Origin of the sequence: Streptomyces griseochromogenes (assembly GCF_001542625.1) — a bacterium.
Taxonomy (GTDB): Bacteria; Actinomycetota; Actinomycetes; order Streptomycetales; family Streptomycetaceae; genus Streptomyces; species Streptomyces griseochromogenes.
The window spans coordinates 2188696-2213500 of record NZ_CP016279.1; the positions used below are offsets into that span (position 1 = coordinate 2188696).

Below are 24805 nucleotides of genomic sequence, written 5' to 3' on the forward strand. Positions count from 1 at the left end.
CGCGACCCTAGGCACATCGGGCGGCGGGCCTCCACCGGGTTTACCGCTCGCCTCCGGTGCGCGCGCCGGTGGAGGGGGCGCTGTGATCAGTCGACCGGAGCGGGTGAAAGTGATCGATCTGCCGTCGGCGTTCGTGCGGACCACCGTCGAGCGCGAAGGAGAGCCCGGAGCCGCGTGGCTCGCGGAACTGCCCGGGATCGTGGACGAACTGCTGACCCGCTGGGGATGCGTGCCCGACGGCGCGGTCCTGCACGGCGGCGTCGGCGTGATCGTCCCGGTGCGCCGGCCGGCGGACGGGGAGGCCGCCGTGCTGAAGGTGTCGTTCCCGCACCCCGGCAATGTGCACGAGCCGGACGCGTTCGCCGTCTGGGGCGGGCGCGGGGCCGTGCTGCTGCACCAGCGCGGCGACGACCGGTTCGCGATGCTGCTGGAGAGGGCCGGCACGTCGACCCTGGAGCAACTGGCGGACGGCGACGAACTGGCCGCGGTCGCGGGCCGGATCAACCGCCGGCTCGCCGTCCCCGCGCCGCCCGGTCTGCCCCGGCTGCGCGAGCAGGCCGACGCCTGGGAGGAGCGGCTGCGTGTGGACGCCGAGGAACTGTCCCACGCGCTGCCTCCGCACGTGGTGGGCGAGGCCCTGGCGACGGTCCGGGAGCTGGCCCGTGCCCAGCCCGACACCCTCGTCCACGGCGATCTGCACGCCCGCAACATCCTGCGCGCCCGCCGTGAGCCGTGGCTGGCCGTGGACCCCAAGGGGTACGCGGGCGACCCCGCCTACGACGGCGGCACCCTGCTCAAGGCGCACGCGGTGACGCTCGTCGAGGCCGACGACCTGCCGAAGGCCGTCCAGCGTGCCCTGGACGTCTTCGCCGAGAGCGCGGAGCTCGACCGCGAGCGCGTGCGCCGCTGGGCACAGCTGCATGTGGTCCGGGCCGCCTTCCGGGGCCGCCGCCACGGCTTCCGCCGGGCCCGCCGGGGACCCCAGCTGGACCGGATCCTCGAATTCGCCGATTTCCTCGCGGAGTTGCTCACGCGCCCGCCGGCCGGGGCATGACCCCGAGGAGGGCGGGGAGCGACGGCTGCCGGCCCCGCTCCTCCTGCGGTCCTCCGGCGGCACCGGGGCCGGGCGACTCACCGGCGGCGACGGCGCACCGCTACTAGACTTCTGAGGGAAGCCCGGCCTTCCGGTGGTGTGGCCGGTGCGGGAAGGCGGTGGCGTTCCGTGCCGTATGTGGCTGTGAGCGCGCTGAGCCATCCAGGGCTGCTGCGCGAACGGAACGAGGACAGCCTCGTCGTCGGGCCCTGGACGCTGTGCTCCACGGTGACCGAGAGCGCGCAGACCCTGTTCTTCCCGGTCGGAACGCCCCTGGTCGTCGCCGTCGCCGACGGACTCGGCGGCCACCCCGGCGGCAACGTGGCCAGCGCGCTGGTCGCCCGCCGCATCGCGTCGGCGGGAGCCGCCCTGAGCAGCGAGGACGCCGTCCGTGACACCTTGCAGGACTGCAACCGTGCCGTGTACCGGGCCGCGGGCGGCGACACGGGAAGCGACCTGGCCGCCATGGGGACGACCGTCGCCGGCATCGTCGTACGGTCCGGCTCGCTGCTGGTGTTCAACGTGGGCGACAGCCGGGTCTACGCGGTCTCGCCGGACGGACTGCGCCAGCTGAGCGTCGACGACAGCCCTCCGCTCGCACCCGGGCAGCGCACCACGTCCATCGTCACCCAATGCCTCGGCGGCAGCCCCACCTACCGCCCCGTCCGCCCCCATGTGGCAGCCGTGCCGTCGTCGCCCGGTGACCGCTACCTCGTCTGCACGGACGGTCTGACCGATCCCGTGCCGCCGGAGGCGCTCGACGACGTGCTGCGCAAGCACGACGACGGCCGGGCCGCCTTCGAGCTGTGGAAAGCCGCCATCGAGGCAGGCGGCCCGGACAACATCACGCTGGCCGTCGCACGCGTCGCGGACGAGTGAGCAAGGCCCCGTACGTCCGTTCCCCGGCGAAGAGCACCGGGTCAGGGGCTCCCTGGGGAGCGCCTACCCTGGAGGGCATGACCAGCAGCAGCGACCGGAGCCCCGCAGTGGACGTTCACGCACCCAAGAGCTACGAGATCCGCACCTACGGGTGCCAGATGAACGTCCACGATTCCGAGCGATTGGCCGGGCTGCTCGAAGACGCCGGGTACGTGCGCGCCCCCGAGGGCACGGACGGCGACGCGGACGTCGTCGTCTTCAACACCTGCGCCGTGCGCGAGAACGCCGACAACCGGCTGTACGGCAACCTCGGCCGGCTCGCGCCGAAGAAGGCCTCGCGGCCCGGGATGCAGATCGCGGTCGGCGGCTGCCTCGCGCAGAAGGACCGCGACACCATCGTGAAGAAGGCGCCCTGGGTGGACGTCGTCTTCGGTACGCACAACATCGGCAAGCTGCCCGTCCTGCTGGAGCGCGCCCGCGTGCAGGAGGAGGCCCAGGTCGAGATCGCCGAGTCCCTGGAGGCCTTCCCCTCCACGCTGCCGACGCGGCGCGAGAGCGCGTACGCGGCCTGGGTGTCGATCTCCGTGGGCTGCAACAACACGTGCACGTTCTGCATCGTCCCGGCCCTGCGCGGCAAGGAGAAGGACCGCCGCCCCGGCGACATCCTCGCCGAGGTCGAGGCGCTGGTCGCCGAGGGCGTCTCCGAGATCACGCTGCTCGGCCAGAACGTCAACGCGTACGGCTCCGACATCGGCGACCGCGAGGCCTTCAGCAAGCTGCTGCGCGCCTGCGGCAACGTCGAGGGCCTGGAGCGCGTCCGCTTCACCTCCCCGCACCCGCGCGACTTCACCGACGACGTCATCGCCGCCATGGCCGAGACGCCGAACGTCATGCCGCAGCTGCACATGCCGCTGCAGTCCGGCTCCGACACGGTCCTGAAGGCGATGCGCCGCTCCTACCGGCAGGACCGTTACCTCGGGATCATCGAGAAGGTCCGCGCCGCCATCCCGCACGCCGCGATCACCACCGACATCATCGTCGGCTTCCCCGGGGAGACCGAGGAGGACTTCGAGCAGACGTTGCACGTCGTCCGCGAGGCCCGGTTCGCGCAGGCCTTCACCTTCCAGTACTCCAAGCGGCCCGGCACCCCGGCCGCGACCATGGAGAACCAGATCCCCAAGGAGGTCGTCCAGGCGCGCTACGAGCGTCTCGTCGCCCTCCAGGAGGAGATCTCCTGGGAGGAGAACAAGAAGCAGGTCGGCCGGACCCTGGACCTGATGGTCGCCGAGGGCGAGGGGCGCAAGGACGGCGCCACCCACCGTCTGTCCGGCCGCGCCGCCGACAACCGCCTGGTCCACTTCACCAAGCCGGAGCAGGAGGTCCGCCCCGGCGACGTGGTCACCGTCGAGATCACCTACGCCGCACCGCACCACCTCCTGGCCGAGGGCGCCGTCCTCGACGTCCGCCGCACCCGCGCGGGCGACGCGTGGGAGAAGCGCAACGCGGCCGAGGCCGCGAAGCCGGCCGGTGTGCTGCTCGGCCTTCCGAAGATCGGCGTTCCGGAGCCGCTGCCCGCCGCCACCGGCGGCTGCGGCTGCGACTGAGGGCCGAACTCGTCGTCCTCGTCCTCGCGGCCACCGGCGTCACCGACGTGCCGGACGAGGACTGACGCGCGGCCGTGCTGCGGTTACGCTGCCGATCATGCTTGTCGCCGCAGCCGTCTGCCCCTGCCCGCCGCTGCTCGTGCCCGAGGTCGCCGCGGGTGCCGCCCCCGAACTGGACGCCGCGCGCTCGGCGTGCGCCGACGCGCTCGGCGTGCTCGCCGCCGCCCGCCCCGACCTGCTGGTGGTCGTCGGGCCCGCCGAGCGGAGCGGGCGCGGCACCCACCCGCAGGGCACCCCGGGCTCCTTCCGCGGCTTCGGCGTAGACGTCGGGGTACGGCTGGGTCCCGCCACCGGCGCAGTCACCGAGGGGGAGCTGCCGCCCTCGCTGTCCGTCGCCGCCTGGCTGCTGGAGCGGACCGGCTGGGCGGACGCCCCCATCGAGGGGCTCGGCGTCGGGGAACCGCTCGCACCCGAGCGGTGCGCCGGCGTCGGCAGGGACCTCGGCACCCGGGCCGGACGGGTCGCCATGCTGGTGATGGGGGACGCCAGCGCGTGCCGCACGCTCAAGGCGCCTGGATACCTCGACGAGCGGGCGGCGCCCTTCGACGCCGAGGTCGCGCGCGCCCTGGGCGCGGCGGACGTGGCGGGCCTCCAGGCGCTGGACGCCGAGCTGGCGTACGAGCTGAAGGCCTCCGGCCGCGCGCCCTGGCAGGTCCTCGCCGGGGCGGCCGAGGGCGCGGATCTGGCGGGCGCGCTGCTGTACGACGACGCGCCCTACGGCGTGGGGTACCTGGTCGCCACCTGGTCGTAGAAAGACCCGCGGGACCCGGCCGGAGCGGGCCGGGCGCGGACACGGCGGACGGCCGGGAGCGGTGGTGCTCCGCGGCCGTCCGCCGATCCGCGTGCCGTTCAGGAAGCCGGGGGCGGGCCCTCGGGCCGGGTCGGCGTCGCGGCGTCGCCGGTCTCCGGACCCTCCCTGTGCGCGAGCCGGTCCATCGCCCCCTTCGCCTTGTCCGTACCGGCGTGGATCTTCTCGCTGTACTTGCCCTTGGTCCGCTCGTCCACGGCCTTGGCGGCCTTGTCGATGCCGTGCTGGACCTTGTCGCCGTGCTGGCGCGCGAGGTCCGACACCTTGTCCTCGGCCTGGGCGAGCTTGGCCTTCACACTGTCCTTGAGACCCATGGTCCACCTTCCCTCACGGGGACAGTCAGGTGCGGGCGCCCTCGCCGGCCTCACGGTCGGCGGCCTCGTCCGCGGACTGCTGCTTGGGGATCTCGGCACCTTCGGCCGCTTCGGTCTCGGTGGACCCGGCCGTCGCCACGCCCTCCTGACCGCCCTCGGCCTGACCCTTCGCCTCGGCAGCCTCAGCCGCTTCCTCCGCCTCGGCCCCGTCCGGCTCGGCACCGGCCTGCGCCTCGGCGGCCGACGCCTCCGTTGCCGCCTTCGACCTGCCGAGGAGTCGTGCAAAAACGCCCATGTTCACTCCATACGTTACTCGTGCGGGCGAAATCCCGCGTCAAACGGTGCGTCCGTTTGCGCCACCCGGGTCTCCGCGTCCGGAACCGGCGGGCGGCACCTCGGTGCAACGACCCGGGATCCCTCCCGTCACGTAACTCGTTCGAGGCATGTCCCCGAGGTTTGCGAGACTGGTGCGGTGAGCAGTGCACCCTCCTCCCCCCGCGTCATCGCCGTCGTCGGACCCACCGCGGCCGGAAAGTCCGATCTCGGCGTCTTCCTGGCCCAGCAACTCGGCGGGGAGGTCGTCAACGCCGACTCCATGCAGCTCTACCGAGGGATGGACATCGGCACCGCCAAGCTGACGCCCGAGGAACGTTCCGGCATCCCGCACCATCTGCTGGACATCTGGGACGTGACGGTCACCGCCTCCGTCGCCGAGTACCAGAAACTGGCCCGCGCCCGCATCGACGCACTGCTCGCCGAGGGCCGCTGGCCGATCCTGGTCGGCGGCTCCGGCCTCTACGTCCGCGGGGCCGTCGACAATCTGGAGTTCCCCGGCACCGACCCCGAGGTCAGGGCCCGCCTGGAGGAGGAGCTGTCGCTGCGCGGCCCGGGTGCGCTGCACGCGCGCCTGGCCGCCGCCGACCCCGAGGCGGCCCGGGCGATCCTGCCCAGCAACGGCCGGCGTATCGTCCGCGCGCTGGAAGTGATCGAGATCACCGGCCAGCCCTTCACCGCCAACCTCCCCGGCCATGACTCGGTCTACGACACCGTCCAGATCGGTGTCGACGTCGCCCGCCCCGAACTCGACGAGCGCATCGCACGCCGGGTCGACCGGATGTGGGAGGCGGGGCTCGTGGACGAGGTGCGCGCCCTGGAGGCGCGCGGACTGCGCGAGGGGCGCACGGCGTCGCGTGCGCTGGGGTACCAGCAGGTGCTCGCGGCGCTCGCCGGGGAGTGCAGCGAAGCGGAGGCGAGGGACGAGACCGTGCGCGCCACCAAGCGCTTCGCCCGGCGCCAGGATTCCTGGTTCAGAAGGGATCCCCGGGTGCACTGGCTGAGCGGTGCCGTGACGGACCGCGGGGAACTTCCACGGCAGGCCCTGGCGTTGGTCGAACGACCGGTCACAGCCTGATCACGTCATGGCATCGGGATGCGCCGCCGGTCAACTCGGCCCGCGGCGCCGTGCCATCATCGAGCTGCGATCGACCAAGTGGAGTCCTAGTTGGGAGGGCGCGTGGCGATGGAGGCCGGCCCTCGCGACACCGCACCAAGCGCCGAGCACGTCGGCGGCGGCGGCGAACCGGAACAGGCCGAGGTCCGTCTGACCGACGACGGCCCGGACGACACCCCGGTCGGCGTGACCGACGACGGGCCGACGCCCGAGGAGATGTACGCGGGCGGCCCCGAGGTCGAGGTAGAGCTGCGCCCGCAGCGGCGGCTGCGCATCTGGCAGCTCGCGCCCATCGTGGCCCTGGCCGCGGGCGGCTCCCTGATGTTCGCCTTCCCGCTCGCCTTCGACTTCGGCGACAGCGGCGCGGTGATCGCCATGCTGGGCCTGCTGATCTGCTCCTGCGCGGCGGGCTGGGGCATGATGGCCGCCCGCCGGGTGGGCTACACCTGGCCGGGACTGCCCGCGCGCGGCTCGGGCCGCCGCCCGGACTGGCGCGTCGTGATCGGATACGTGCTGCTGGTGGCGGTGGTCGCGATCCTCGCCGTCTGGCGCGTGGCAAGGCTCCGCTGAGGCGTGCCCCGGAGGGGCCTCGGGGCCGTGTTCGATGTGCGGCCGCCGCCGCGTGGGCGCGATCAACCCCCAGCGGCCCGCACCGTCTCACCGACCGGCACCTCCCATCGGCCCTCCCCGGCGACGCGTACGATCGAGGAATGAGCACGCGCACGCGGATCCCCTTCCTCAAGGGCCACGGCACCGAGAACGACTTCGTGATCGTCCCGGACCCCGAGAACGCCCTCGACCTCACCCCGGCCGCCGTCGCCGCCCTGTGCGACCGCCGCGCCGGGATCGGCGCCGACGGGGTGCTGCATGTCGTGCGGTCCGCCGCGCACCCGGAGGCCCGGAAGATGGCCGCCGAGGCGGAGTGGTTCATGGACTACCGCAACGGCGACGGCTCGGTCGCGGAGATGTGCGGCAACGGCACCCGTGTGTTCGCCCGCTACCTCCAGCAGGCCGGACATGTGGGCGAAGGCGACCTTGCGATCGCCACGCGCGCGGGTGTGAAGACCATCCACATCGCCAAGGACGGTGATGTCACCGTCGGCATGGGCCGTGCACGCCTGCCCGAGGGGGACGTCACGGTCGGCGTCGGCGAGCGCGGCTGGCCCGCGCGCAACGTGAACATGGGCAACCCGCACGCCGTCGCCTTCGTCGAGGACCTCGCGCACGCCGGCAACCTGTTCGCCCCGCCGTCGGTCGGCCCGGCCGGCGCCTACCCGGACGGCGTGAACGTCGAGTTCGTCGTGGACCGCGGCCCCGGCCACGTCGCGATGCGCGTGCACGAGCGCGGCTCCGGCGAGACCCGCTCGTGCGGCACGGGCGCGTGCGCGGTCGCCGTGGCCGCGGCCCGGCGCGACGGCGCCGACCCGGCCGTCACCGGCACCCCGGCGACATACACCGTGGATCTGCCCGGCGGGCGCCTGGTCATCACCGAGCGGCCCGACGGCGAGATCGAGATGACCGGTCCCGCCGTGATCGTCGCCGAGGGCGAGATCGACGCCGAGTGGCTTGAAAACGCCCTTCGCTGACCTGGTGAAACATCGGCCGCGGCGGCCCGGTACGCTCTGATCGGCGGTTCCGGGCGGCCGGGTCCGTTCGAAACCGCGGCCGACTGCAGGGCAGTTGGCGCAAACTCTAAACCTCTTTCTCGTCGCTCGATTGGGTGATCCGTTTCACGGTCGGCGAGAGGCGGTCGGCCGCGCGTGCTGGGCTCGATAGCATCAAGCACCGGCACGGACGGGGGAACGTTGCCATCCCTGAGCCGCGCACGCCCTGGGCTCCTGGGCTCCGTCCGCCGGTCGACGAGCCGGAGGTGCCCATGAGTGCGGAGGCCACGAACCCTGCGACCCCTGGCCCGGTAGCGCCCACAGCGCCCGCAGTGGCCCGCAGGAAGTCCCGGGCCCGGATCGACCTGCGCCGGCTCGGCCGGGCCGCGCTGCTCGGCCCCACCGCCCGCGGCAAGCTGCCCGACGCGATCGGCCACGTCGTCGAGGCGCACCGCGCCCACCACCCCGACGCGGACCTCGAACCCCTGCGCCGTGCCTACGTCCTGGCCGAGTCCTCGCACCGCGGCCAGATGCGCAAGAGCGGCGAGCCGTACATCACCCACCCGCTCGCCGTGACCCTGATCCTCGCCGAACTCGGCGCGGAGACCACCACCTTGACGGCCTCTCTGCTCCACGACACCGTGGAGGACACCGATGTGACGCTCGATCAGGTGCGGGAACAGTTCGGCGAGGAGGTCCGTTATCTGGTCGACGGTGTCACCAAGCTGGAGAAGGTCGACTACGGGGCGGCGGCCGAGCCCGAGACCTTCCGCAAGATGCTCGTCGCCACGGGCAGCGACGTGCGGGTGATGTCGATCAAACTCGCCGACCGCCTGCACAACATGCGCACCCTCGGCGTGATGCGCCCCGAGAAACAGGCGCGGATCGCCAAGGTCACCCGCGACGTTCTCATCCCGCTCGCCGAACGGCTCGGTGTGCAGGCCCTGAAGACAGAGCTGGAAGACCTCGTCTTCGCCATCCTCCACCCCGAGGAACACGAGCACACCAGGGGCCTGATCGCCGCGAACGCGGCCCGCCCGGACGACACCCTCGCCGAGATCGCCGACGAGGTCCGCGGGGTGCTGCGCGAGGCCGACATCCCGGCCGAAGTCCTCATCCGCCCCCGGCACTTCGTCTCCGTCCACCGCGTGGCCCGCAAGCGCGGAGAACTGCGCGGCGCCGACTTCGGCCGCCTCCTGGTGCTGGTGAACGAGGACGCGGACTGTTACGGCGTCCTCGGCGAACTGCACACCTGCATGACGCCCGTCGTCTCCGAGTTCAAGGACTTCATCGCCGTACCGAAGTTCAACCTCTACCAGTCGCTGCACACCGCCGTGGCCCGTGCGGACGGCCAGGTCGTCGAAGTCCTCATCCGCACCCACCAGATGCACAAGGTCGCCGAGGCCGGAGTCGTCGCGCTCGGGAACCCGTACGCCCCCGGGGCCGACGACCCGGCCGACGGCGAGCGCGCCGACCCCACCCGCCCCGGCTGGCTCTCCCGTCTGCTCGACTGGCAGCAGGCCGCACCCGACCCCGACACCTTCTGGTCCACCCTGCGCGAGGACCTCGCCCAGGACCGCGAGATCACCGTCTTCCGGCCCGACGGCGGCACCCTGGGCCTGCCCGAGGGCGCCACGTGCGTCGACGCCGCCTACGCGCAGTACGGCGAGGACGCCCACGCCTGCATCGGCGCCCGCGTCAACGGCCGTCTGGCGACCCTCAGCACCGTCCTGAAGGACGGCGACAGCGTCCAGCTCCTGATGGGCCAGGACCCGGCCTCCGAGCCCTCCCGCGAGTGGCTGGAGCACGCCCACACCCCGGCCGCCCGCATCGCCATCCAGCGGTGGCTGGCGACGCATCCGGGCGGGGGAGCGGAGGGCGAGACGGACGGGACGCCCGGGACGGCCGGGGGCGCGGGAAGGGACGCCGCCGCGACGAGCGGCCGGGGCACGGCGAACGCGGCCGCTCCGGCGAGCGGCGCGGCCGCCCGGTCCACCGGATCCGCCCGCTCCTCCCGCCCCGCCCGGTCCGCCGGGCCCGCCGGCGCCCACGCCGTCCGCCCGCGCGGTGCCGCCGTCCTCGCGGACCGGCCCGGAGCCGCCGTGCGCCTCGCCGGGTGCTGTACGCCCGTACCGCCCGACGAGATCACCGGCTTCACCGTGCGTGGGGGCGTGGTGACCGTGCACCGGGCGGGATGCGCGGCGGTGACGCACATGAAGAGCCGTGGGCGTGCGGAGACCGGCGTGCGCTGGGGAGAGGCCGCCGGGTGCCGGGTGACGCTGGTCGCTGAATCGTTCGGCCGCCCGCACCTGCTCGCCGACCTCACCGAGGCGATCGCCCAGGAAGGCGCCGAGATCGTCTCCGCGACCGTGGAACCCCCCAGCCAGCAGCGGGTGCGCCACACCTACACCCTCGAACTTCCCGACGCCGCCCACCTCCCGGCGCTCATGCGCGCCATGCGCGACGTGCCCGGGGTGTACGACGTGACCCGGGCCCAGCACCAGGCGCCGACTTCCTGAAAAGGACGCCGCGGACCAACCCGTTCGAGTGGGCCGGGAGCGCGTCGTCGCCGCCGCGCACGCGCGCGCTGGTAGCCGTGATGCATGCTGCTCAACCCCCGCCCGTGCCCGCGACGCCGGCCCGCCCGGCGCTGGAGGGCCGCCCTCCTCGCCTCCGCCGTCTCCGTCTGCCTCCTCGCCGCCACCGCCCCGGCCCAGCCCCTGGGCGTCGGAGACCGGCTCTTCCCGTACCTGGGCAACCCGGGATACGACGTGGCGTCGTACGACCTCTCCCTCACCTATGGCGGCACCAACGACAAGCCGCTGGAGGCCGTCACCACCATCGACGCCTGGACCACCGCGGACCTGGACCGCATCAACCTCGACTTCGCCCACGGCACCGTCAAGTCCGTGCAGGTCGACGGCCGCCCCGCCACCTTCACCAGCGCGGGCGAGGACCTGGTCGTCACGCCGGACAGACCCCTGCACGAGGACAGCTGGACGCGGATCACCGTGAAGCACACCAGCGAACCCGTCGCCGCCAAGGACCAGGACGGCGGCTGGGTGCAGACCTCCGACGGCCTCGCCATGGCGAACCAGGCCGACGCCGCCCACCTGGTCTTCCCGTCCAACGACCACCCCTCCGACAAGGCGATGTTCACCTTCCGGGTCACCGCCCCGAACGGCTACACCGTCGTCGCCAACGGCGTCCCGGCCGGCAAGGACCGGGTCGGCGACTCCACGACCTGGACCTACCGCACCCAGCACCCCATGGCCACCGAACTCGCCCAGGTGTCCATCGGCCGCTCCGCCGTCGTGCGCCGCGAGGGACCGCACGGGCTTGTGCTGAGGGACGTCGTGCCCAGCGCCGACCGCAAGGCGCTCGAACCCTGGCTCGCGAAGACACCCGACCAGATCGCCTGGCTGGAGAGCAAGGTCGGCAGGTTCCCGTTCGAGACGTACGGCGTGCTCATGGCGCAGGCCTCCACCGGCTTCGAACTGGAGACACAGACCCTCTCGCTCTTCGAGAAACATGTGTTCACCGAGCCCGCCTACCCGCAGTGGTACATCGAGTCGATCATGGTGCACGAGCTGTCCCACCAGTGGTTCGGCGACAGCGTCAGCCCGCGCACCTGGTCCGACGTGTGGCTGAACGAGGGGCACGCCACCTGGTACGAGGCCCTCTACGCGCAGGAGAAGGCGCACAAGTCCCTGGACGACCGGATGAAGGCCGCCTACGGCTCCTCCGACCGCTGGCGTGAGGCCGGAGGCCCGCCCGCGATGCCCAAGGGGCCCGCGCCCGGCCAGAAGATCAGCATCTTCCGCCCCAACATCTACGACGGCGCGGCGCTGGTGCTGTACGCCCTGCGCCAGGAGATCGGCGGGCCGGCCTTCGAGCGCCTGGAGCGGACGTGGGTCCAGGAGCACCGGGACTCCACCGCGTCCACCGCCGACTTCGTCCGTCTCGCCTCGACCGTCGCCGGCCGTGATCTGAACGGCTTCTTCAAGGCCTGGCTCTACGGCGACAAGACCCCGCCGATGCCCGGCCACCCGGACTGGAAGCCCACGGAACCGGCCAAGGAGGCCAAGGCGGGCAAGGGCCGGGCCCGGAAATAAGGCGGTGACGAGACGGGCCGTGCCGTGCGACCATCGTCAGGTCGGCGCGGCACGGAGCACGGGAATCCCCCGGGGTGCTCGCGCGTTCTACCCTATGACCGCCTGAGCGGCATTCCCATCGACGTAAGGATCCAATGACCTCCTCTTCTTCCCCTTCCCAGGACACCAAGCGCCTCGCGCACGACTATCCCGAAGGTCTTCGGGCCGATGCCCTGATGGAAGAGGACGTCGCCTGGAGCCACGAGATCGACGGCGAGCGGGACGGCGACCAGTTCGACCGCTCCGAGCGCGCGGCCCTGCGCCGTGTGGCGGGCCTTTCCACCGAGCTGGAGGACGTCACCGAGGTCGAGTACCGACAGCTCCGCCTGGAGCGGGTCGTGCTCGTCGGGGTGTGGACCACCGGTACCGCGCAGGACGCGGACAACTCCCTCGCGGAGCTGGCCGCCCTCGCGGAGACGGCGGGCGCGGTCGTGCTCGACGGCGTGATCCAGCGCCGTGACAAGCCCGACGCGGCCACCTACATCGGCTCCGGCAAGGCGCTGGAGCTGCGCGACATCGTCATCGAGACGGGCGCCGACACGGTCGTCTGCGACGGTGAGCTGAGCCCGGGCCAGCTGATCCAGCTGGAGGACGTCGTCAAGGTCAAGGTCATCGACCGTACGGCCCTGATCCTCGACATCTTCGCCCAGCACGCCAAGTCCCGAGAGGGCAAGGCGCAGGTCTCGCTCGCGCAGATGCAGTACATGCTGCCCAGACTGCGCGGCTGGGGCCAGTCCCTGTCCCGCCAGATGGGCGGCGGCAAGGGCGGCGGCCTCGCCACCCGTGGTCCCGGTGAGACCAAGATCGAGACGGACCGGCGACGGATCCGCGAGAAGATGGCGAAGATGCGCCGGGAGATCGCGGAGATGAAGACCGGCCGCGAGATCAAGCGCCAGGAGCGCAGGCGCAACAAGGTGCCGTCCGTCGCCATCGCGGGCTACACCAACGCCGGCAAGTCCTCCCTGCTCAACCGCCTCACGGGCGCCGGCGTCCTGGTCGAGAACGCCCTGTTCGCGACCCTGGACCCGACCGTGCGCCGCGCGGAGACCCCGAGCGGCCGGCTGTACACCCTGGCCGACACGGTCGGCTTCGTCCGGCATCTGCCGCACCACCTGGTCGAGGCGTTCCGCTCCACCATGGAGGAGGTCGGCGACGCCGACCTGATCCTGCACGTGGTGGACGGCTCGCATCCGGTGCCGGAGGAGCAGCTGGCCGCCGTCCGCGAGGTGATCAGGGACGTCGGCGCCACCCACGTACCCGAGATCGTCGTGATCAACAAGGCGGACGCGGCCGACCCGCTGGTCCTCCAGCGGCTGCTGCGGGTCGAGAAGCGCTCCATCGCGGTGTCGGCCCGTACCGGCCTGGGCATCGAGGAGCTGCTCGCCCTGATCGACAGCGACCTGCCCCGCCCCTCGGTCGAGATCGAGGCGCTCGTACCGTACACGCACGGCAAGCTGGTCGCCCGCGCCCACACCGAGGGCGAGGTGATCTCCGAGGAGCACACCGCGGAGGGCACCCTGCTCAAGGTCCGGGTGCACGAGGAACTGGCGGCGGACCTGGCGCCCTACGCGCCCGCGTCCGCGGCCTGACCCCGCACGGCACGAAGGCCCGCCACCCTCTCCCGGGTGGCGGGCCTTCGTCATGCGGGTCGTACCCGAGGTGCGGGCCGTACCGGCACCGGTGCGGTCACCGGCCGCCGTACGTCCTGCTCATGTTCTGGTAGAGCGCCTCGGCCGTCCGCCCCAGCTGCGGGCCCGCCAGCCAGGTGTTGTCCGACGGACCGATGGAGGTGTTGGACACCAGCTCGGTCTTGCCGTTCACCACGCGGAACCAGCCGCCGCCGGAGGAGCCGCCGGTCATCGTGCAGCCGATCCGGTACATCGTCGGCAGCGTCGGGCTCAGCGAGAGCCGGCCCGGCCGGTCGATGCACTTGAACATCTTCAGCCCGTTGTACGGCGGAGCCGCCGGGTAGCCCCAGGCGCCCATGCTCGCCGCCGCGGCCGCGGACGGCGCCGAGAAGTCGACGTCGAGGGCAGCCCCGACCGTCTCCTCCAGCGACTTCGACCCGGCCTCGGGCTTCACATGCAGCACCGCGTAGTCGTACGCCGCGCCCGCGCCGCCCGTCTCCGAGCCGCCCTGGATCCACTGGTTCGACGTCGACGCCCAGTCCGCCCACCAGGTGCCGTAGGGGGCGACCTGCGAGGCGTTCGCGTTCGCCAGGTCCGCCTCGGACTTGCCGAGGTCGTTGTACGACGGCACGAAGGCGATGTTGCGGTACCAGCCACCGTCCTTTCCGGCGTGCACGCAGTGGCCCGCCGTCCACACCAGGTTGGACTTGCCCGGGTGGTTGACGTCCTTGATCACCGTGCCGGAGCAGACCATGTGGCCCTCGGGCGAGTCGAAGAAGACCTTGCCCACGGGTGCCGCGTTGTCGTGGTACGGCGTCTTCTCCGGCCGGGCCTGCACGGGCCGCGGCTCCGGGTCGCTGACGCCCTGGTCGGCGGCGGCGTCCTTGGCGGTGACCGTCTTGTTGGCCTCCTTCGCGGACTTCATCCGCTCCGGCTTCCACAGACCGGCGATCACCGGGTTGACGAAGTCCTTGGCCTCACTGAGCCACTTGTTCTTGTCCCAGTCCTTCCAGCCGCCGTGCTGCCACTTGTCGACATCGATCCCGTGCTGCTTCAGCTTGTTCGCGATGTCGGCGGGAATGCGGACCTTGCCGCCGTCGTCGGCCTGCGAGGCCGAAGCGCCCGGCCGGCCGCTCGCCTTGTCGTCGCCGGAGCCGTTGCAGGCGGTGGCGGTGAGTGCCAGGACCGCGACGAGACCGGTCGCGGCGAGGACGGTACGGCGCGGACGCGCCGAGGACCCAGGTGTGGAACGCATGGTGCGATGACCCCCGATGAAATGTTGCTGACACCCCACTATGCCCGTGGAGTTGGGGACGGACGGCGGCGAGGCGGTGAAGGTTTCCGTGAGGCGCCGCGCCGCCGCCCATCCCCCCGATGTGCGGGTGAACCGCTCAGGCGCCTACTGCCCGGCGAACTTCTTGCTCACCGACTGGTACACGTTCTTGGCCACATCACCCAGCCGGGGACCGGCCAGCCAGCCCGAGGACACCGGGCCGATGGACGTGTTGGACACCAGCGCGGGCTTGCCGTCCGCGCCCGCCTCCACCCAGCCGCCGCCGGAGGAGCCGCCGGTCATCGTGCAGCCGATCCGGTACATCGTCGGGTCGTTCTTGGCGATCGACAGCCGGCCCGGCTTGTCCTGGCACTGGTACGCCAGCTGACCGTCGTACGGGGGCGCCGCCGGGTAGCCGGTGGCCGTGATGCTCTTCACCTTCGGCACGGCCGGGGCGTTGAAGTTCACCGGAAGCGCGCCGCCGACCGTCTCCTCCAGCGACTTGCCGGCGTTGCCCTGCTCCGGCGTCACATGGATGACGGCGAAGTCGTACGAGGCGCCCTTGCCGCCGGTCTCGCCGCCCTGGTCGATCCACTGCTGCGAGGTCTTGGCCGCGTCGGCCCACCAGACGCCGTACGGGGCGACCTCGGACCGGGAGGCGTGCTGCAGCTCGGCGGCCGGCTTGCCCTGGTTGTTGTACGACGGCACGAAGGCGATGTTGCGGTACCAGCCGCCCTTCTGGCCGGCGTGCACACAGTGGCCCGCCGTCCAGATGAGGTTGGACTTGCCCGGGTGCGCCGGGTCCTCGACGACCGTCGCCGAGCAGACCATGGTGCCCTCGGGGGAATCGAAGAACACCTTGCCCGACGTGGCAGCATTGGTGTGGTACGGCGGCTGGACCGCCCGCGCCTTCACCGGCTGCGGCGTCGGATCCGTCACCCCCTGGTCACCGGAGATGTCGTTGTCGTCGACACCCTTGTCCTTGTCCGGGTCGTTGGCGCCCCGCATCCGGTCCGGGTCCCACAGACCCTTGATGATCGGGTTGATGAAGTCGTTGGCCTCGCGCAGCCAGTCGTCCCGGTTCCAGTTCTTCCAGGCGCCGTGCTTCCACTTGTCGATGTCGATCCCGTGCTCTTTGAGCTTGTTCTTGATGTCGTCCGGGATCTTGATCTTTCCGTCGCCGGACCCGCCGGCGGTCGCGCTCGCGGTCGGCTGACCGTTGGCGTTGTCGTCACCGTCGCCGTTGCACGCGGTGGCCGTCAGCGCGAGCGTGGAGACGAGAGCGACCGTCGCCAGCACGGGGGAGGTCCGGCGCGGCGCGCCCCTCCCTCGGCGAACGGTGAACGACGGCCGTATGGATCGCATGGTGGTGACTCCCCCTGCTGTAAAGGAACTCGGCGCTTCGGCCCTGACAACGGGACCACACACTATGTGGTCGCTGTGGGGGAGTTCCGACGGTACGGCAACGGTTCGGCTACAAGCCGTCTGACCAGCCCGTCATCCCGGGACTGTCCTCGTCGTCGGCCACCCGATACCATCGGCGGCGCGCGCCGGGGGCGCGCACAACGGGGTCAAGCTCGTGTAGTGGTGTCCAAGTTCTGTGGAAGTGTGGAAGTGGCTGTGGTTGCGGGTCGAGTGGTGCGTTTCGACAATGTGCGGGGTTATGGATTCATCGCCCCGGCGCACGGCGGAGAAGATGTTTTCCTCCATGTGAACGACTTGATGATTCCAGAGGAATACCTCCGTTCCGGTCTCCAGGTCGAATTCGAGATCGAAGAGGGTGACCGGGGTCTGCGGGCCACGTCGGTCCGGCTCCCCGAGGGTGTGGACCACAAGTCCCTGAAATCCGTGCCGGTGCAGCACGGCACCGTGGGAGACGACGGAGAACCGTTGTGTGATGTGTTCTCCCAGGAGGAACTCAGCCGGGAGATCACGGAACTGCTGCTGGCCGCGGCACCCACGCTCACCGCCGAGCAGATCCTGCTCATCCGGCGCCGTGTCGTGGAATTCGGGCGCGGCCACGGATGGGTCGAGGGCTGAACCGGCCCGCGGCCACCCCGAAGCACCCCCTCTTGAGAGCGTGTTCAACCTCGTCGGGATCGCACTGCGCCGTGAATGCGGACAACGTTGCCGTGTCACCCGGCCGTGGTGAATGAGGTGTTCAACTGGCGCAAGAACCGTGGTGATGTGCGTTGTTACGATCCAGCGCAAGGTGTTGGGCAAGGTGCCCGGAGTTAGGGGTTTTGGGGATGGCTGTCGGTCGAGTGATCCGGTTCGACGGGATGCGTGGGTATGGATTCATCGCGCCGGAGCAGGGCGGGGAAGACGTCTTCTTGCATGTGAACGATCTGCTCATTCCCGAGGCGACGGTGCGCTCGGGACTCACGGTGGAGTTCGAGGTCGAGGACGGTGACCGAGGGCTGAAGGCCTCTTCGGTCCGGCTCGCGGAGACGCAGAGTCCGTCGGTGCAGGCAGTGGTGCCCGGCCTGCGGACCCCCGCGCCGTCCGTGGGCACGGCGGGCGAATCGTCGTCCGCGGAGGGCCAGGAAACGATGTGCGACGTGCTCGGCTCGGCCGAGTACACACGAGAGGTGACCGAGCTTCTGCTGACCTCCGTCCCGGAACTGACGGGGCAGCAGATCCTCGCCATGCGCAAGCACCTCGTCCTGTTCGGCAAGCGCCACGGCTGGGTCGAGGACTGACAGGACGAACGGACGGCCCAGGCGTCCGCATGCAGACCAGGGCCGGGTGCACCCCCCGTTGCACCCGGCCCTTCCCTTTTCGGTGCGAGCGAATCAACCCATGGAGAGGGGAAATGCCATGACGGAGCTGCCCACAGCCGCCCCGCCGGGGCCGGCGGGCACCGGGGGCGGGCCGAGCGGTCGCCAGGCCCTCGCCGAGGAGAACCCGCGCGACCCGCTGATCCGGCTCGCGCGGCTGCTGGACGAGGGATCCCTCACGGTCGTCCACGACAGTGACGCGATCAGCACGGCGGTGGCCTCCGGCCGGGTCCACGGCGTGGACGTCATCGCGTTCTGCACGGACGCCCGCGTGATGGGCGGAGCCGTCGGGTTCGACGAGTGCCGCCGCATCGCGGACGCCATCGATCTCGCTCTGCGGGAGAGCCGCCCGGTCATCGGCCTGTGGCACTCCGGCGGAGCCAAACTCGCCGACGGCATCGAGGCGATGGACGGAATCGGCCGGATCTTCGCGGCGACCGTCCGTGCCTCGGGCCGGATCCCCCAGATCTCCGTGGTGCTCGGCGCGGCCGCCGGCGGCGCCGCATACGGGCCCGCACTCACGGACGTGGTCGTCATGGCACCCGCCGGCCGGATCTTCGTGACCGGCCCGGACGTGGTGCGCAGCGTGACCGGCGAGCAGATCGACATGGAAGGTCTGGGCGGAACGGAGGCGCACGGCCGCAAGTCCGGAGTCACACACATCGTGGCCGACTCCGAGGAGGACGCCTACGCGCGCACCCGGCATGTGACCTCCCTGCTCGCCGTCCCCGGAAAAGTCGACCTGGAAGCGGTGGGCCCGGACCGTGACCTGCGGGCGCTGCTGCCCTCCTCACCCCGGCGGGCCTACGACGTACGGCCGCTGGTGACCGGCATCCTCGACACCGACCCCGGGTATCCGGGCGGCGGCACGAGCGAGCGGGGCTCCTTCGAGGAGTTCCATGCCAAGTGGGCGCCGAACGTCGTGACCGGCCTCGGCCGGCTCGCCGGCCAGACCGTGGGAGTCGTCGCCAACAACCCGTTGCGCAAGGGCGGTTGCCTGGACTCGCTGAGCGCGGAGAAGGCCGCGCGCTTCGTACGGCTGTGTGACTCCATGGGGGTCCCGCTGCTCAGCCTGATCGACGTGCCCGGCTATCTGCCCGGTGTGGCCCAGGAGTGGGGCGGAGTCGTCAGGCGCGGGGCGAAACTGCTGTACGCCTTCGCCGAAGCGGTCGTACCCCGTGTCTCGGTGGTCACCCGCAAGTCCTACGGCGGTGCCTACATCGCCATGAACTCCCGTTCCCTCGGCGCCACCAAGGTGTTCGCCTGGCCCGATGCCGAAGTCGCCGTGATGGGCGCCGAGTCGGCCGTGGGCATCCTGCACCGCAAGGCCCTCGCCGCCGCGCCCGAAGCGGAGCGCGAGGAGCTGCGCGCGCGGCTCGTCGAGGAACAGAAACGACTCGCCGGCGGTGTCGACCGGGGACTCGCGCTCGGGGTGATCGACGAGGTCATCGCCCCGGCACGGACCCGGGCCGCGGTGGCGGAGGTCTTCGCCGCCGAGCCCTGCCGACGCGGTACGCACGGGAACATCCCGCTGTGAGAGTCCGGACGAAAGCTGGAACCCGCAAGTCCAGAGAGTGAGGATGATCATGGACGACAACGGTGCACCCAACGTGTTCCTCACCGGCGCCCCCGCCGCGGCGGTCGCCGGCGAGGAGCGGCTGCACTACCTCCCGGATCTCGACGTGAGCAAGGTCAAGATTCCGCGCGGCAACCGCTACGAGCACTTCGAGGCCAGTTCCGAGATCACTCGCGTCGACGACCGCGAACTGCGGGTCTTCGTGTGGACCCACAGCACCTACGTGGCCGAGTGACGCGCCGCACAGGCAATCGCGCACCCCAGGGAGCCGGTGGTGGAAGAGGTACGAGCTGAGATCGTCGCCGTCGTGAGCGAGGTGCTCACCGCGGCCGGAGACGCCATCGCGGAGGGCGAGGCGCTGGTCATTCTCGAATCGATGAAGATGGAGATCCCCGTTCTCGCCGAGAACGGCGGCCGGATCATGAAGGTTCAGGTCGCCCCCGGCGACACTGTGCAGGAGGGCGACCTCCTCGCGGTGATCGGCCAGTAGACGGGACGACCGGGGCACGGCCCCGCAGGAGCACGACCCTCACGCCGAAGCCGTGCACCGTCCGAGCCCTGGGCGGTGCACGGCTTCGGTGTGGGGCCTCAAGGACGCGGGGCCCTTTTCCGAGGGCCGGTTGTCCGGACCATTGCCGGTGTGTCAGATTTCGAAGGGGCGCGCGTGCTCGCACCCCTCACTCGACCAGAAAGGAACCCATGAGCACCGAGACGCTGGAGTTTCAGGCCGAAGCGCGGCAGCTGCTGCAGTTGATGGTCCATTCGATCTACTCGAACAAGGACATCTTCCTGCGCGAACTCATCTCCAATGCCTCCGACGCCCTGGACAAACGGCGCCTCGCCGGTCTCAAGGACGAGAGTCTCAGGGCCGACGACCTCCACATCGCCATCGAGACGGACAAGGACGCCCGCACGCTGACCGTGCGGGACAACGGCATCGGCATGTCGCGCGACGACGTCGTGGGGCTCATCGGCACGATCGCCCGGTCCGGTACCGCGGAGACCCTGCGCAAGCTGCGGGAAAGCCGGGAGAGCCGCGAGAACGGCCAGAACGGCGAGAACAGGGAATCGGCCGAGCTCATCGGCCAGTTCGGCGTCGGCTTCTACTCGACCTTCATGGTCGCCGACAACGTCACCCTGCTCACCCGCAAGGCCGGCGAAGAGGCGGGTACGCGCTGGGAGTCGGACGGCAGCGGCACATACACCATCGAGACCGTCGAGGACGCGCCGGAAGGCACGTCGGTCACCGTCCACCTGCGTCCCAAGGACGAGGAGGACGCGCTCTACGACTACACCGAGGACTGGAAGATCCGGGAGATCGTCAAGCGGTACTCGGACTTCATCTCCTTCCCCATCAGGATGGGGGACGACACCCTCAACTCGATGAAGGCCCTGTGGGCGCGGCCGCGTTCCGAGGTCGAGGACGAGGAGTACCGGGAGTTCTACCGCCACGTCACCCACGACTGGACCGACCCGCTGGAGATCATCCAGATGCGGGCCGAGGGCACCTTCGAGTACGAGGCCCTGCTCTTCATTCCCTCGCGCGCCCCGCACGACCTCTTCCAGCGTGACGGCAGCCACGGTGTCCAGCTGTACGTCAAGCGCGTGTTCATCATGGAGGACAGCCGCGAGCTGCTGCCCGACCACCTCCGCTTCGTCAAGGGAGTCGTGGACGCGGCCGACCTGTCGCTGAACATCTCCCGCGAGATCCTCCAGCAGGACCGGCACATCCAGCTGATCCGCCGCCGCCTCGCGAAGAAGGTCCTGTCGACCATCAAGGACCTCATGAAGAACGACGCGGAGAAGTACCGCACGTTCTGGCGCGAGTTCGGTCCCGCCGTCAAGGAGGGCCTGCTCAGCGGCACCGAGGACCACAAGGCGATCCTGGACATCGCGTCGTTCGCCTCCACCGCCTCCGACGAGCCGACCAGCCTGGCCGACTACGTGGCCCGGATGAAGGACGGCCAGGACAAGATCTACTTCATGACCGGCGAAAGCCGCGCACAGATCGAGAACTCCCCGCACATGGAGGCGTTCCGGGCCAAGGAGTACGAGGTCCTGCTGCTCACCGACCCGGTGGACGAGATCTGGGTCGAGGCGGTGCAGGCTTACGAGGGCAAGGAGTTCCAGTCGGTCGCGCGCGGCGCGGTCGACCTGCCCTCGGACGAGGAGCTGTCCGAGGAGAAGTCCGGTGCGTACGCCGCGCTGCTGACGTGGCTGAGCGAGGCGCTCGACGAAGTGAAGGACGTCCGGTTGACGACCCGGCTCACCAACTCGCCGGCGTGCCTGGTCAGTGATGTCGACGGCATGACGCCGACCCTGGAGAAGATGTACAGGGCGATGGGCCAGCAGGTCCCGCCGGTCAAGCGCATCCTCGAGCTGAACCCCGAGCACCCGCTGGTCAGCGGGCTGAGGTCCGCGCACGAGGAGCGCGCCGACGACCCGGCGCTCACCGAGACGGCCGAGCTGCTGTACGGCACCGCGCTGCTCGCGGAAGGCGGCGACCTGGCCGACCCGGCACGCTTCGCCAAGCTGCTGGCCGACCGCCTCGCCAGGACCGTGTGACGTCCTGACCGCCCGCGGTCCCGATATGCGGATGGCCCCGCAACCACCCGGAACGACCGGGTGGTTGCGGGGCCATGAAACGTGAAGGCGGCAGCGGCGGCCGCCGTCCGTCAGCCGACGGTGCGAGCGCGTTCGGCCTGGAAGTGCTGCTCCAGAACCTGGAGGACCTCTTTGCTCCGGTCGCTGATGAAGAAGTGCCCACCGGTGAACACACGCAGATCGAGTGATCCCGTCGTGTGCTGGGCCCAGGCCTTCGCCTCGTCCAGGGTCGTCTTGGGATCGCTGTCGCCGGTCAGCACGGTGATCGGGCAGTCCACGGTGACCCCGGGCTCACAACGGTAGGTCTCCACCGCCTTGTAGTCCGCGCGGAGCGCGGGCAGCGCGGCCCGCATCATCTCCTCGTCACCGAGCAGCGCCGACGCGGTGCCGCTCAGCCGGCGCACCTCGGCCAGGATCGTCTCGTCACTGCGATGCGTGTTCTCCTCCCGGTACGTCGAAGGCGCCCGGCGCCCGGAGGCGAACAGCCGCACCGGACCGTGCCCGTCGGCCTCCAGACGGCGGGTCAGCTCGAAGCCGAGAACGGCCCCCATGCTGTGACCGAGGAAGGTGAGCGGGAGCTCCGGCTGGCGGCGGAGCACCTCGTATATGCGGTCGGCGAGTATCGCGAGGTCCTCGACGGGCTGTTCCGTACGGCGGTCCTGCCGGCCGGGGTACTGGATGGCGACGACATCGACATCAGGGCTCAGCGCCGCCGCCACCGGGAGGTAGAAAGGAGCCGACCCGCCCGCGTGCGGGAGGCATACCAGCCGAGCAGCCGGGTTTTTGGCCGGGTGAAAACGGCGACACCACAGTTCATCTCCGGGCGAAGGCTGAGACATGCCACTCCAGAAAGTAGTCACACCGGATCATTAAGTGGTACCAGAACATAGCGAATTGCCGGAACGCCTGCAAGGACGACGGATCCCGCCCTATCTGCGGTTACGCGCTCAACTGCCAGAATGGCGCAGTTGAACGGAGACCGGACTGCGGCCTTGATGATAGTTATCTCATCGAGGGCATGTGGCCGCCTGTTGCGTCGTCCCATGAGCCTGGTTACTGTTCCGAATTACGTGGCGACATTGAGAGGTGACGTACGTGGGGCACAAATTCTCCCTGGTTCTCAGCCGGCAGATCACCGACGACGAGTCGGCAGTCCTGCAGGAGGCTGGATTCTCCGACGCGACTTTCGTGACTGACTCACTCCCGACCAATGCGGACGTCGCCGTCACGAAGATTGATTTCGATGACGCGGCCGCGCCCTCCCTGGCCGAGGCGATCGAATCGGCCCTCGAGACGGTGAAGAAGGTTCCGGACCTCACCGTGCCCGGCCTCACCGTCCCGGCCGTGCCGCAGGCTCCGGCCGACGACTCCCGTGTCGTGGTCGGCGAGGTGGTCGAGGGATCGGCCGTCGAGAAGGCGTCCGAGAGGAAGGCGCCCGCCAAGAAGCGCGGCACCAAGAAGGCCGCCGCAGCGGACGAGGCATAGCCCGCCGCCATCAGGTGACGGACCGCCAAGAGCGGTCGCCACGAACACAGCGAAGCTCCGGTTGCCGGGGCGACTGTCCGAAGTCGCCCGGAACAACCGGAGCTTCGCTGCGTTGTCATACATCTGTCATGATCTGCCCGGTTCGGCAGTGGCCGTTCAACCGATGTGGCACGACGGTTGAACGCGCATCGGCGCAGCCCGCGCTTTCCATCTCGGGGTTGAACAGCGGGCCCGGTTGAACGCTGCGTTCCGATCACCCCGTTTCCCATAGCATATGCGATGCGAGTTGCGCCCCTTGGTCATCGTCGGCCCCCTGCCCGCTTATCGCGAACGACACCCCCCACCACCCCCCGCTCAGTCGTTCCAGGGCCGTGTCGGCCCCTCGGCAACTTCCCCAGTTCAAAGAATCCGCACGAATTAGCAAACCTGTCAGCACTTTTTCTGTCATGCAGTCGGGAGAGGAACGAGGCAATGGACGTTTCATTGGTGGACCTGGCCTTGGGGTCCTGGATCTCGGCGGCAATCGGCGTCGCGGCCCGGCTCGGTGTCGCGGATGTCCTTGAAGAGGGGCCGGCCACGAGCGCCGAACTGGCCAAGGCCGTCGGCGTGCAGCCCGACTCGATCACGCCCGTCATGAAGGCGCTGGTCATGGTGGGAGTCTTCGCGCAGGACGAGGAGGGCCGCTACACCAACTCTCCCCTCTCCGAGCAGCTGCGAACCCGCCATCCCCAGTCCATGCGGCACATGTGCATGCTGCTCACCGGCCTGTACGCACAGGGCTGCGGCGCGCTGCTGGAAGCGGTGCAGACGGGGCAGGGGGCGCTCAACGCCCGGTTCGGTGTCGGTCTTTACGAGTATCTGGAACAGGACCCCGAGACCGCTCGCATCTTCGACCGCGCCATGCAGGAGGCGGCCCGTCCGGTCGCGGCGATGGTGGCCGAGCACTACCCGTTCGAGAACGTGCGCACGGTGATCGACGTCGGTGGCGGCAACGGCGAACTGCTCAAGGGAATTCTCGCGGCTCACCCGCATCTCAAGGGCATCTGCGTGGACCGCGAGGACACCTGCCGGCGGGCGGAGGCCGCGCTGCGCGAGTCCGGCGACGAGGATCTCGTCGAGCGGCTGACGTTCCGGCCCGCGGACATCTTCGAGGAGTGTCCCGGCGGCGGCGACCTCTACATCCTGAAGAACGTGCTGCACGACTGGAGTTCGGAGAGCGCCGTACGCATCCTGAGCAGCATCAGCGCGGCCATGCGGGCCGGCGACGGGGAGCGCACACCGACCCTGGTGGTGATGGACCCGGTGCGTGAACACGACCCGGGCGCCCCGCTGCGTCCCCTGATCAAGATGGTGATCGGCGAGAAGAACACGCGCGAGCGCAGCGAGGCCGACATCCGCCGGGAGGCGGCGGAGGCGGGCCTCCAGGTCGTGTCCATCACCCCGCTGCCGCCGGACCTGAGCGCGGTCGCCTGCACTCTGGCCCCCTAGGGCCG

23 protein-coding genes are annotated in these 24805 nt (G+C 70.6%); 18 read left to right on the forward strand and 5 right to left on the reverse strand.

Features of this window, described 5'->3' with window-relative positions:
* Positions 1 to 109 precede the first annotated feature (109 nt).
* From AVL59_RS09965 to AVL59_RS09980, 4 genes are all read left to right on the forward strand, one after another.
* Positions 110 to 1054 (forward strand): aminoglycoside phosphotransferase family protein, encoded by a 945-nt coding sequence (locus tag AVL59_RS09965; protein WP_067301719.1) that lies wholly within the window; start codon positions 110 to 112, stop codon positions 1052 to 1054.
* A gap of 168 nt (positions 1055 to 1222) precedes the next feature.
* Positions 1223 to 1972: a PP2C family protein-serine/threonine phosphatase gene (locus AVL59_RS09970; protein WP_067317081.1), complete on the forward strand. Its 750-nt coding sequence runs from the start codon at positions 1223 to 1225 to the stop codon at positions 1970 to 1972.
* A gap of 77 nt (positions 1973 to 2049) precedes the next feature.
* Complete coding sequence (miaB, locus tag AVL59_RS09975; protein ID WP_067301722.1) at positions 2050 to 3576, forward strand: tRNA (N6-isopentenyl adenosine(37)-C2)-methylthiotransferase MiaB; 1527 nt, start codon at positions 2050 to 2052, stop codon at positions 3574 to 3576.
* Positions 3577 to 3673: 97 nt separating this feature from the next.
* Positions 3674 to 4387, forward strand: coding sequence for a class III extradiol dioxygenase subunit B-like domain-containing protein (locus AVL59_RS09980; RefSeq protein WP_067301725.1), 714 nt, complete (start codon positions 3674 to 3676; stop codon positions 4385 to 4387).
* Between the two features lie 98 nt (positions 4388 to 4485).
* Here AVL59_RS09980 and AVL59_RS09985 read toward each other — a convergent pair whose 3' ends face one another.
* Both AVL59_RS09985 and AVL59_RS09990 read right to left on the reverse strand, forming a co-directional pair.
* On the reverse strand, positions 4486 to 4758 hold the full coding sequence (locus tag AVL59_RS09985) for an antitoxin (protein ID WP_067301728.1): 273 nt from the start codon (positions 4756 to 4758) through the stop codon (positions 4486 to 4488).
* Positions 4759 to 4783: 25 nt separating this feature from the next.
* Positions 4784 to 5053: a hypothetical protein gene (locus AVL59_RS09990; RefSeq protein ID WP_067301730.1), complete on the reverse strand. Its 270-nt coding sequence runs from the start codon at positions 5051 to 5053 to the stop codon at positions 4784 to 4786.
* Between the two features lie 177 nt (positions 5054 to 5230).
* Here AVL59_RS09990 and miaA point away from each other — a divergent pair, with 177 nt between their 5' ends.
* The 6 genes from miaA to hflX all read left to right on the forward strand — a co-directional run bounded on the left by miaA (position 5231) and on the right by hflX (position 13555).
* Entirely contained in the window at positions 5231 to 6169 is a 939-nt protein-coding gene (gene miaA / locus AVL59_RS09995) for a tRNA (adenosine(37)-N6)-dimethylallyltransferase MiaA (protein ID WP_067301733.1), read from the forward strand.
* Positions 6170 to 6277: 108 nt separating this feature from the next.
* Positions 6278 to 6778: a hypothetical protein gene (locus AVL59_RS10000; RefSeq protein WP_067301736.1), complete on the forward strand. Its 501-nt coding sequence runs from the start codon at positions 6278 to 6280 to the stop codon at positions 6776 to 6778.
* 140 nt (positions 6779 to 6918) lie between these two features.
* Positions 6919 to 7794, forward strand: coding sequence for a diaminopimelate epimerase (gene dapF, locus AVL59_RS10005; protein ID WP_067301739.1), 876 nt, complete (start codon positions 6919 to 6921; stop codon positions 7792 to 7794).
* A gap of 290 nt (positions 7795 to 8084) precedes the next feature.
* Positions 8085 to 10331 (forward strand): RelA/SpoT family protein, encoded by a 2247-nt coding sequence (locus tag AVL59_RS10010; protein WP_079146608.1) that lies wholly within the window; start codon positions 8085 to 8087, stop codon positions 10329 to 10331.
* An 84-nt stretch (positions 10332 to 10415) separates the two neighbouring features.
* Positions 10416 to 11927 carry a M1 family metallopeptidase gene (locus AVL59_RS10015; RefSeq protein ID WP_067301741.1) on the forward strand — a complete coding sequence of 504 codons (1512 nt, stop codon included), beginning with the start codon at positions 10416 to 10418 and terminating at the stop codon, positions 11925 to 11927.
* Positions 11928 to 12061: 134 nt separating this feature from the next.
* Positions 12062 to 13555 carry a GTPase HflX gene (hflX, locus tag AVL59_RS10020; RefSeq protein ID WP_067301743.1) on the forward strand — a complete coding sequence of 498 codons (1494 nt, stop codon included), beginning with the start codon at positions 12062 to 12064 and terminating at the stop codon, positions 13553 to 13555.
* 97 nt (positions 13556 to 13652) lie between these two features.
* Here hflX and AVL59_RS10025 read toward each other — a convergent pair whose 3' ends face one another.
* A complete protein-coding gene (locus AVL59_RS10025; RefSeq protein WP_067301746.1) occupies positions 13653 to 14849 on the reverse strand; it encodes a trypsin-like serine peptidase in 1197 nt (398 codons plus the stop codon).
* 144 nt (positions 14850 to 14993) lie between these two features.
* On the reverse strand, positions 14994 to 16232 hold the full coding sequence (locus AVL59_RS10030) for a trypsin-like serine peptidase (protein ID WP_208870342.1): 1239 nt from the start codon (positions 16230 to 16232) through the stop codon (positions 14994 to 14996).
* Between the two features lie 255 nt (positions 16233 to 16487).
* On the opposite strand from AVL59_RS10030, the gene AVL59_RS10035 reads away from it, so the two are divergent.
* The 6 genes from AVL59_RS10035 (at position 16488) to htpG (ending at position 21788) form a co-directional block, all read left to right on the forward strand.
* Complete coding sequence (locus AVL59_RS10035) at positions 16488 to 16907, forward strand: cold-shock protein (RefSeq protein ID WP_079146609.1); 420 nt, start codon at positions 16488 to 16490, stop codon at positions 16905 to 16907.
* Positions 16908 to 17116: 209 nt separating this feature from the next.
* Positions 17117 to 17569, forward strand: coding sequence for a cold-shock protein (locus AVL59_RS10040; protein ID WP_067301751.1), 453 nt, complete (start codon positions 17117 to 17119; stop codon positions 17567 to 17569).
* A 118-nt stretch (positions 17570 to 17687) separates the two neighbouring features.
* Positions 17688 to 19184 carry an acyl-CoA carboxylase subunit beta gene (locus AVL59_RS10045; RefSeq protein WP_079146610.1) on the forward strand — a complete coding sequence of 499 codons (1497 nt, stop codon included), beginning with the start codon at positions 17688 to 17690 and terminating at the stop codon, positions 19182 to 19184.
* A 49-nt stretch (positions 19185 to 19233) separates the two neighbouring features.
* A complete protein-coding gene (locus tag AVL59_RS10050; RefSeq protein WP_237281468.1) occupies positions 19234 to 19458 on the forward strand; it encodes a DUF5988 family protein in 225 nt (74 codons plus the stop codon).
* A 39-nt stretch (positions 19459 to 19497) separates the two neighbouring features.
* The gene (locus tag AVL59_RS10055) at positions 19498 to 19713 is read left to right on the forward strand and encodes a biotin/lipoyl-binding carrier protein (RefSeq protein WP_237281469.1); all 216 of its coding nucleotides are present in this window, start codon (positions 19498 to 19500) and stop codon (positions 19711 to 19713) included.
* A gap of 209 nt (positions 19714 to 19922) precedes the next feature.
* Positions 19923 to 21788 (forward strand): molecular chaperone HtpG, encoded by a 1866-nt coding sequence (gene htpG, locus AVL59_RS10060; protein WP_067301759.1) that lies wholly within the window; start codon positions 19923 to 19925, stop codon positions 21786 to 21788.
* A gap of 110 nt (positions 21789 to 21898) precedes the next feature.
* Here the strand turns inward: htpG and AVL59_RS10065 are convergent, their stop codons facing one another.
* On the reverse strand, positions 21899 to 22666 hold the full coding sequence (locus AVL59_RS10065; protein ID WP_067301762.1) for a thioesterase II family protein: 768 nt from the start codon (positions 22664 to 22666) through the stop codon (positions 21899 to 21901).
* Positions 22667 to 22922: 256 nt separating this feature from the next.
* Between AVL59_RS10065 and AVL59_RS10070 the strand changes: the two genes are divergently transcribed.
* The gene (locus tag AVL59_RS10070; protein ID WP_208870343.1) at positions 22923 to 23312 is read left to right on the forward strand and encodes a hypothetical protein; all 390 of its coding nucleotides are present in this window, start codon (positions 22923 to 22925) and stop codon (positions 23310 to 23312) included.
* A gap of 471 nt (positions 23313 to 23783) precedes the next feature.
* Positions 23784 to 24800, forward strand: a complete 1017-nt coding sequence (locus tag AVL59_RS10075; protein ID WP_067301768.1) for a methyltransferase — start codon at positions 23784 to 23786, stop codon at positions 24798 to 24800.
* Positions 24801 to 24805: the final 5 nt, after the last annotated feature.

Bases quoted from the DNA above. Each gene is read 5' to 3' on its own strand.
- miaB (WP_067301722.1), top strand. From the start codon at position 2,050: ATGACCAGCAGCAGCGACCGGAGCCCCGCAGTGGACGTTCACGCACCC.
- AVL59_RS09980 (WP_067301725.1), top strand. From the start codon at position 3,674: ATGCTTGTCGCCGCAGCCGTCTGCCCCTGCCCGCCGCTGCTCGTGCCC.
- AVL59_RS09985 (WP_067301728.1), bottom strand. From the start codon at position 4,758: ATGGGTCTCAAGGACAGTGTGAAGGCCAAGCTCGCCCAGGCCGAGGAC.
- AVL59_RS09990 (WP_067301730.1), bottom strand. From the start codon at position 5,053: ATGGGCGTTTTTGCACGACTCCTCGGCAGGTCGAAGGCGGCAACGGAG.
- AVL59_RS10000 (WP_067301736.1), top strand. From the start codon at position 6,278: ATGGAGGCCGGCCCTCGCGACACCGCACCAAGCGCCGAGCACGTCGGC.
- dapF (WP_067301739.1), top strand. From the start codon at position 6,919: ATGAGCACGCGCACGCGGATCCCCTTCCTCAAGGGCCACGGCACCGAG.
- AVL59_RS10010 (WP_079146608.1), top strand. From the start codon at position 8,085: ATGAGTGCGGAGGCCACGAACCCTGCGACCCCTGGCCCGGTAGCGCCC.
- AVL59_RS10015 (WP_067301741.1), top strand. From the start codon at position 10,416: ATGCTGCTCAACCCCCGCCCGTGCCCGCGACGCCGGCCCGCCCGGCGC.
- hflX (WP_067301743.1), top strand. From the start codon at position 12,062: ATGACCTCCTCTTCTTCCCCTTCCCAGGACACCAAGCGCCTCGCGCAC.
- AVL59_RS10025 (WP_067301746.1), bottom strand. From the start codon at position 14,849: ATGCGTTCCACACCTGGGTCCTCGGCGCGTCCGCGCCGTACCGTCCTC.
- AVL59_RS10030 (WP_208870342.1), bottom strand. From the start codon at position 16,232: ATGCGATCCATACGGCCGTCGTTCACCGTTCGCCGAGGGAGGGGCGCG.
- AVL59_RS10040 (WP_067301751.1), top strand. From the start codon at position 17,117: ATGGCTGTCGGTCGAGTGATCCGGTTCGACGGGATGCGTGGGTATGGA.
- AVL59_RS10045 (WP_079146610.1), top strand. From the start codon at position 17,688: ATGACGGAGCTGCCCACAGCCGCCCCGCCGGGGCCGGCGGGCACCGGG.
- AVL59_RS10050 (WP_237281468.1), top strand. From the start codon at position 19,234: ATGGACGACAACGGTGCACCCAACGTGTTCCTCACCGGCGCCCCCGCC.
- htpG (WP_067301759.1), top strand. From the start codon at position 19,923: ATGAGCACCGAGACGCTGGAGTTTCAGGCCGAAGCGCGGCAGCTGCTG.
- AVL59_RS10065 (WP_067301762.1), bottom strand. From the start codon at position 22,666: ATGTCTCAGCCTTCGCCCGGAGATGAACTGTGGTGTCGCCGTTTTCAC.
- AVL59_RS10075 (WP_067301768.1), top strand. From the start codon at position 23,784: ATGGACGTTTCATTGGTGGACCTGGCCTTGGGGTCCTGGATCTCGGCG.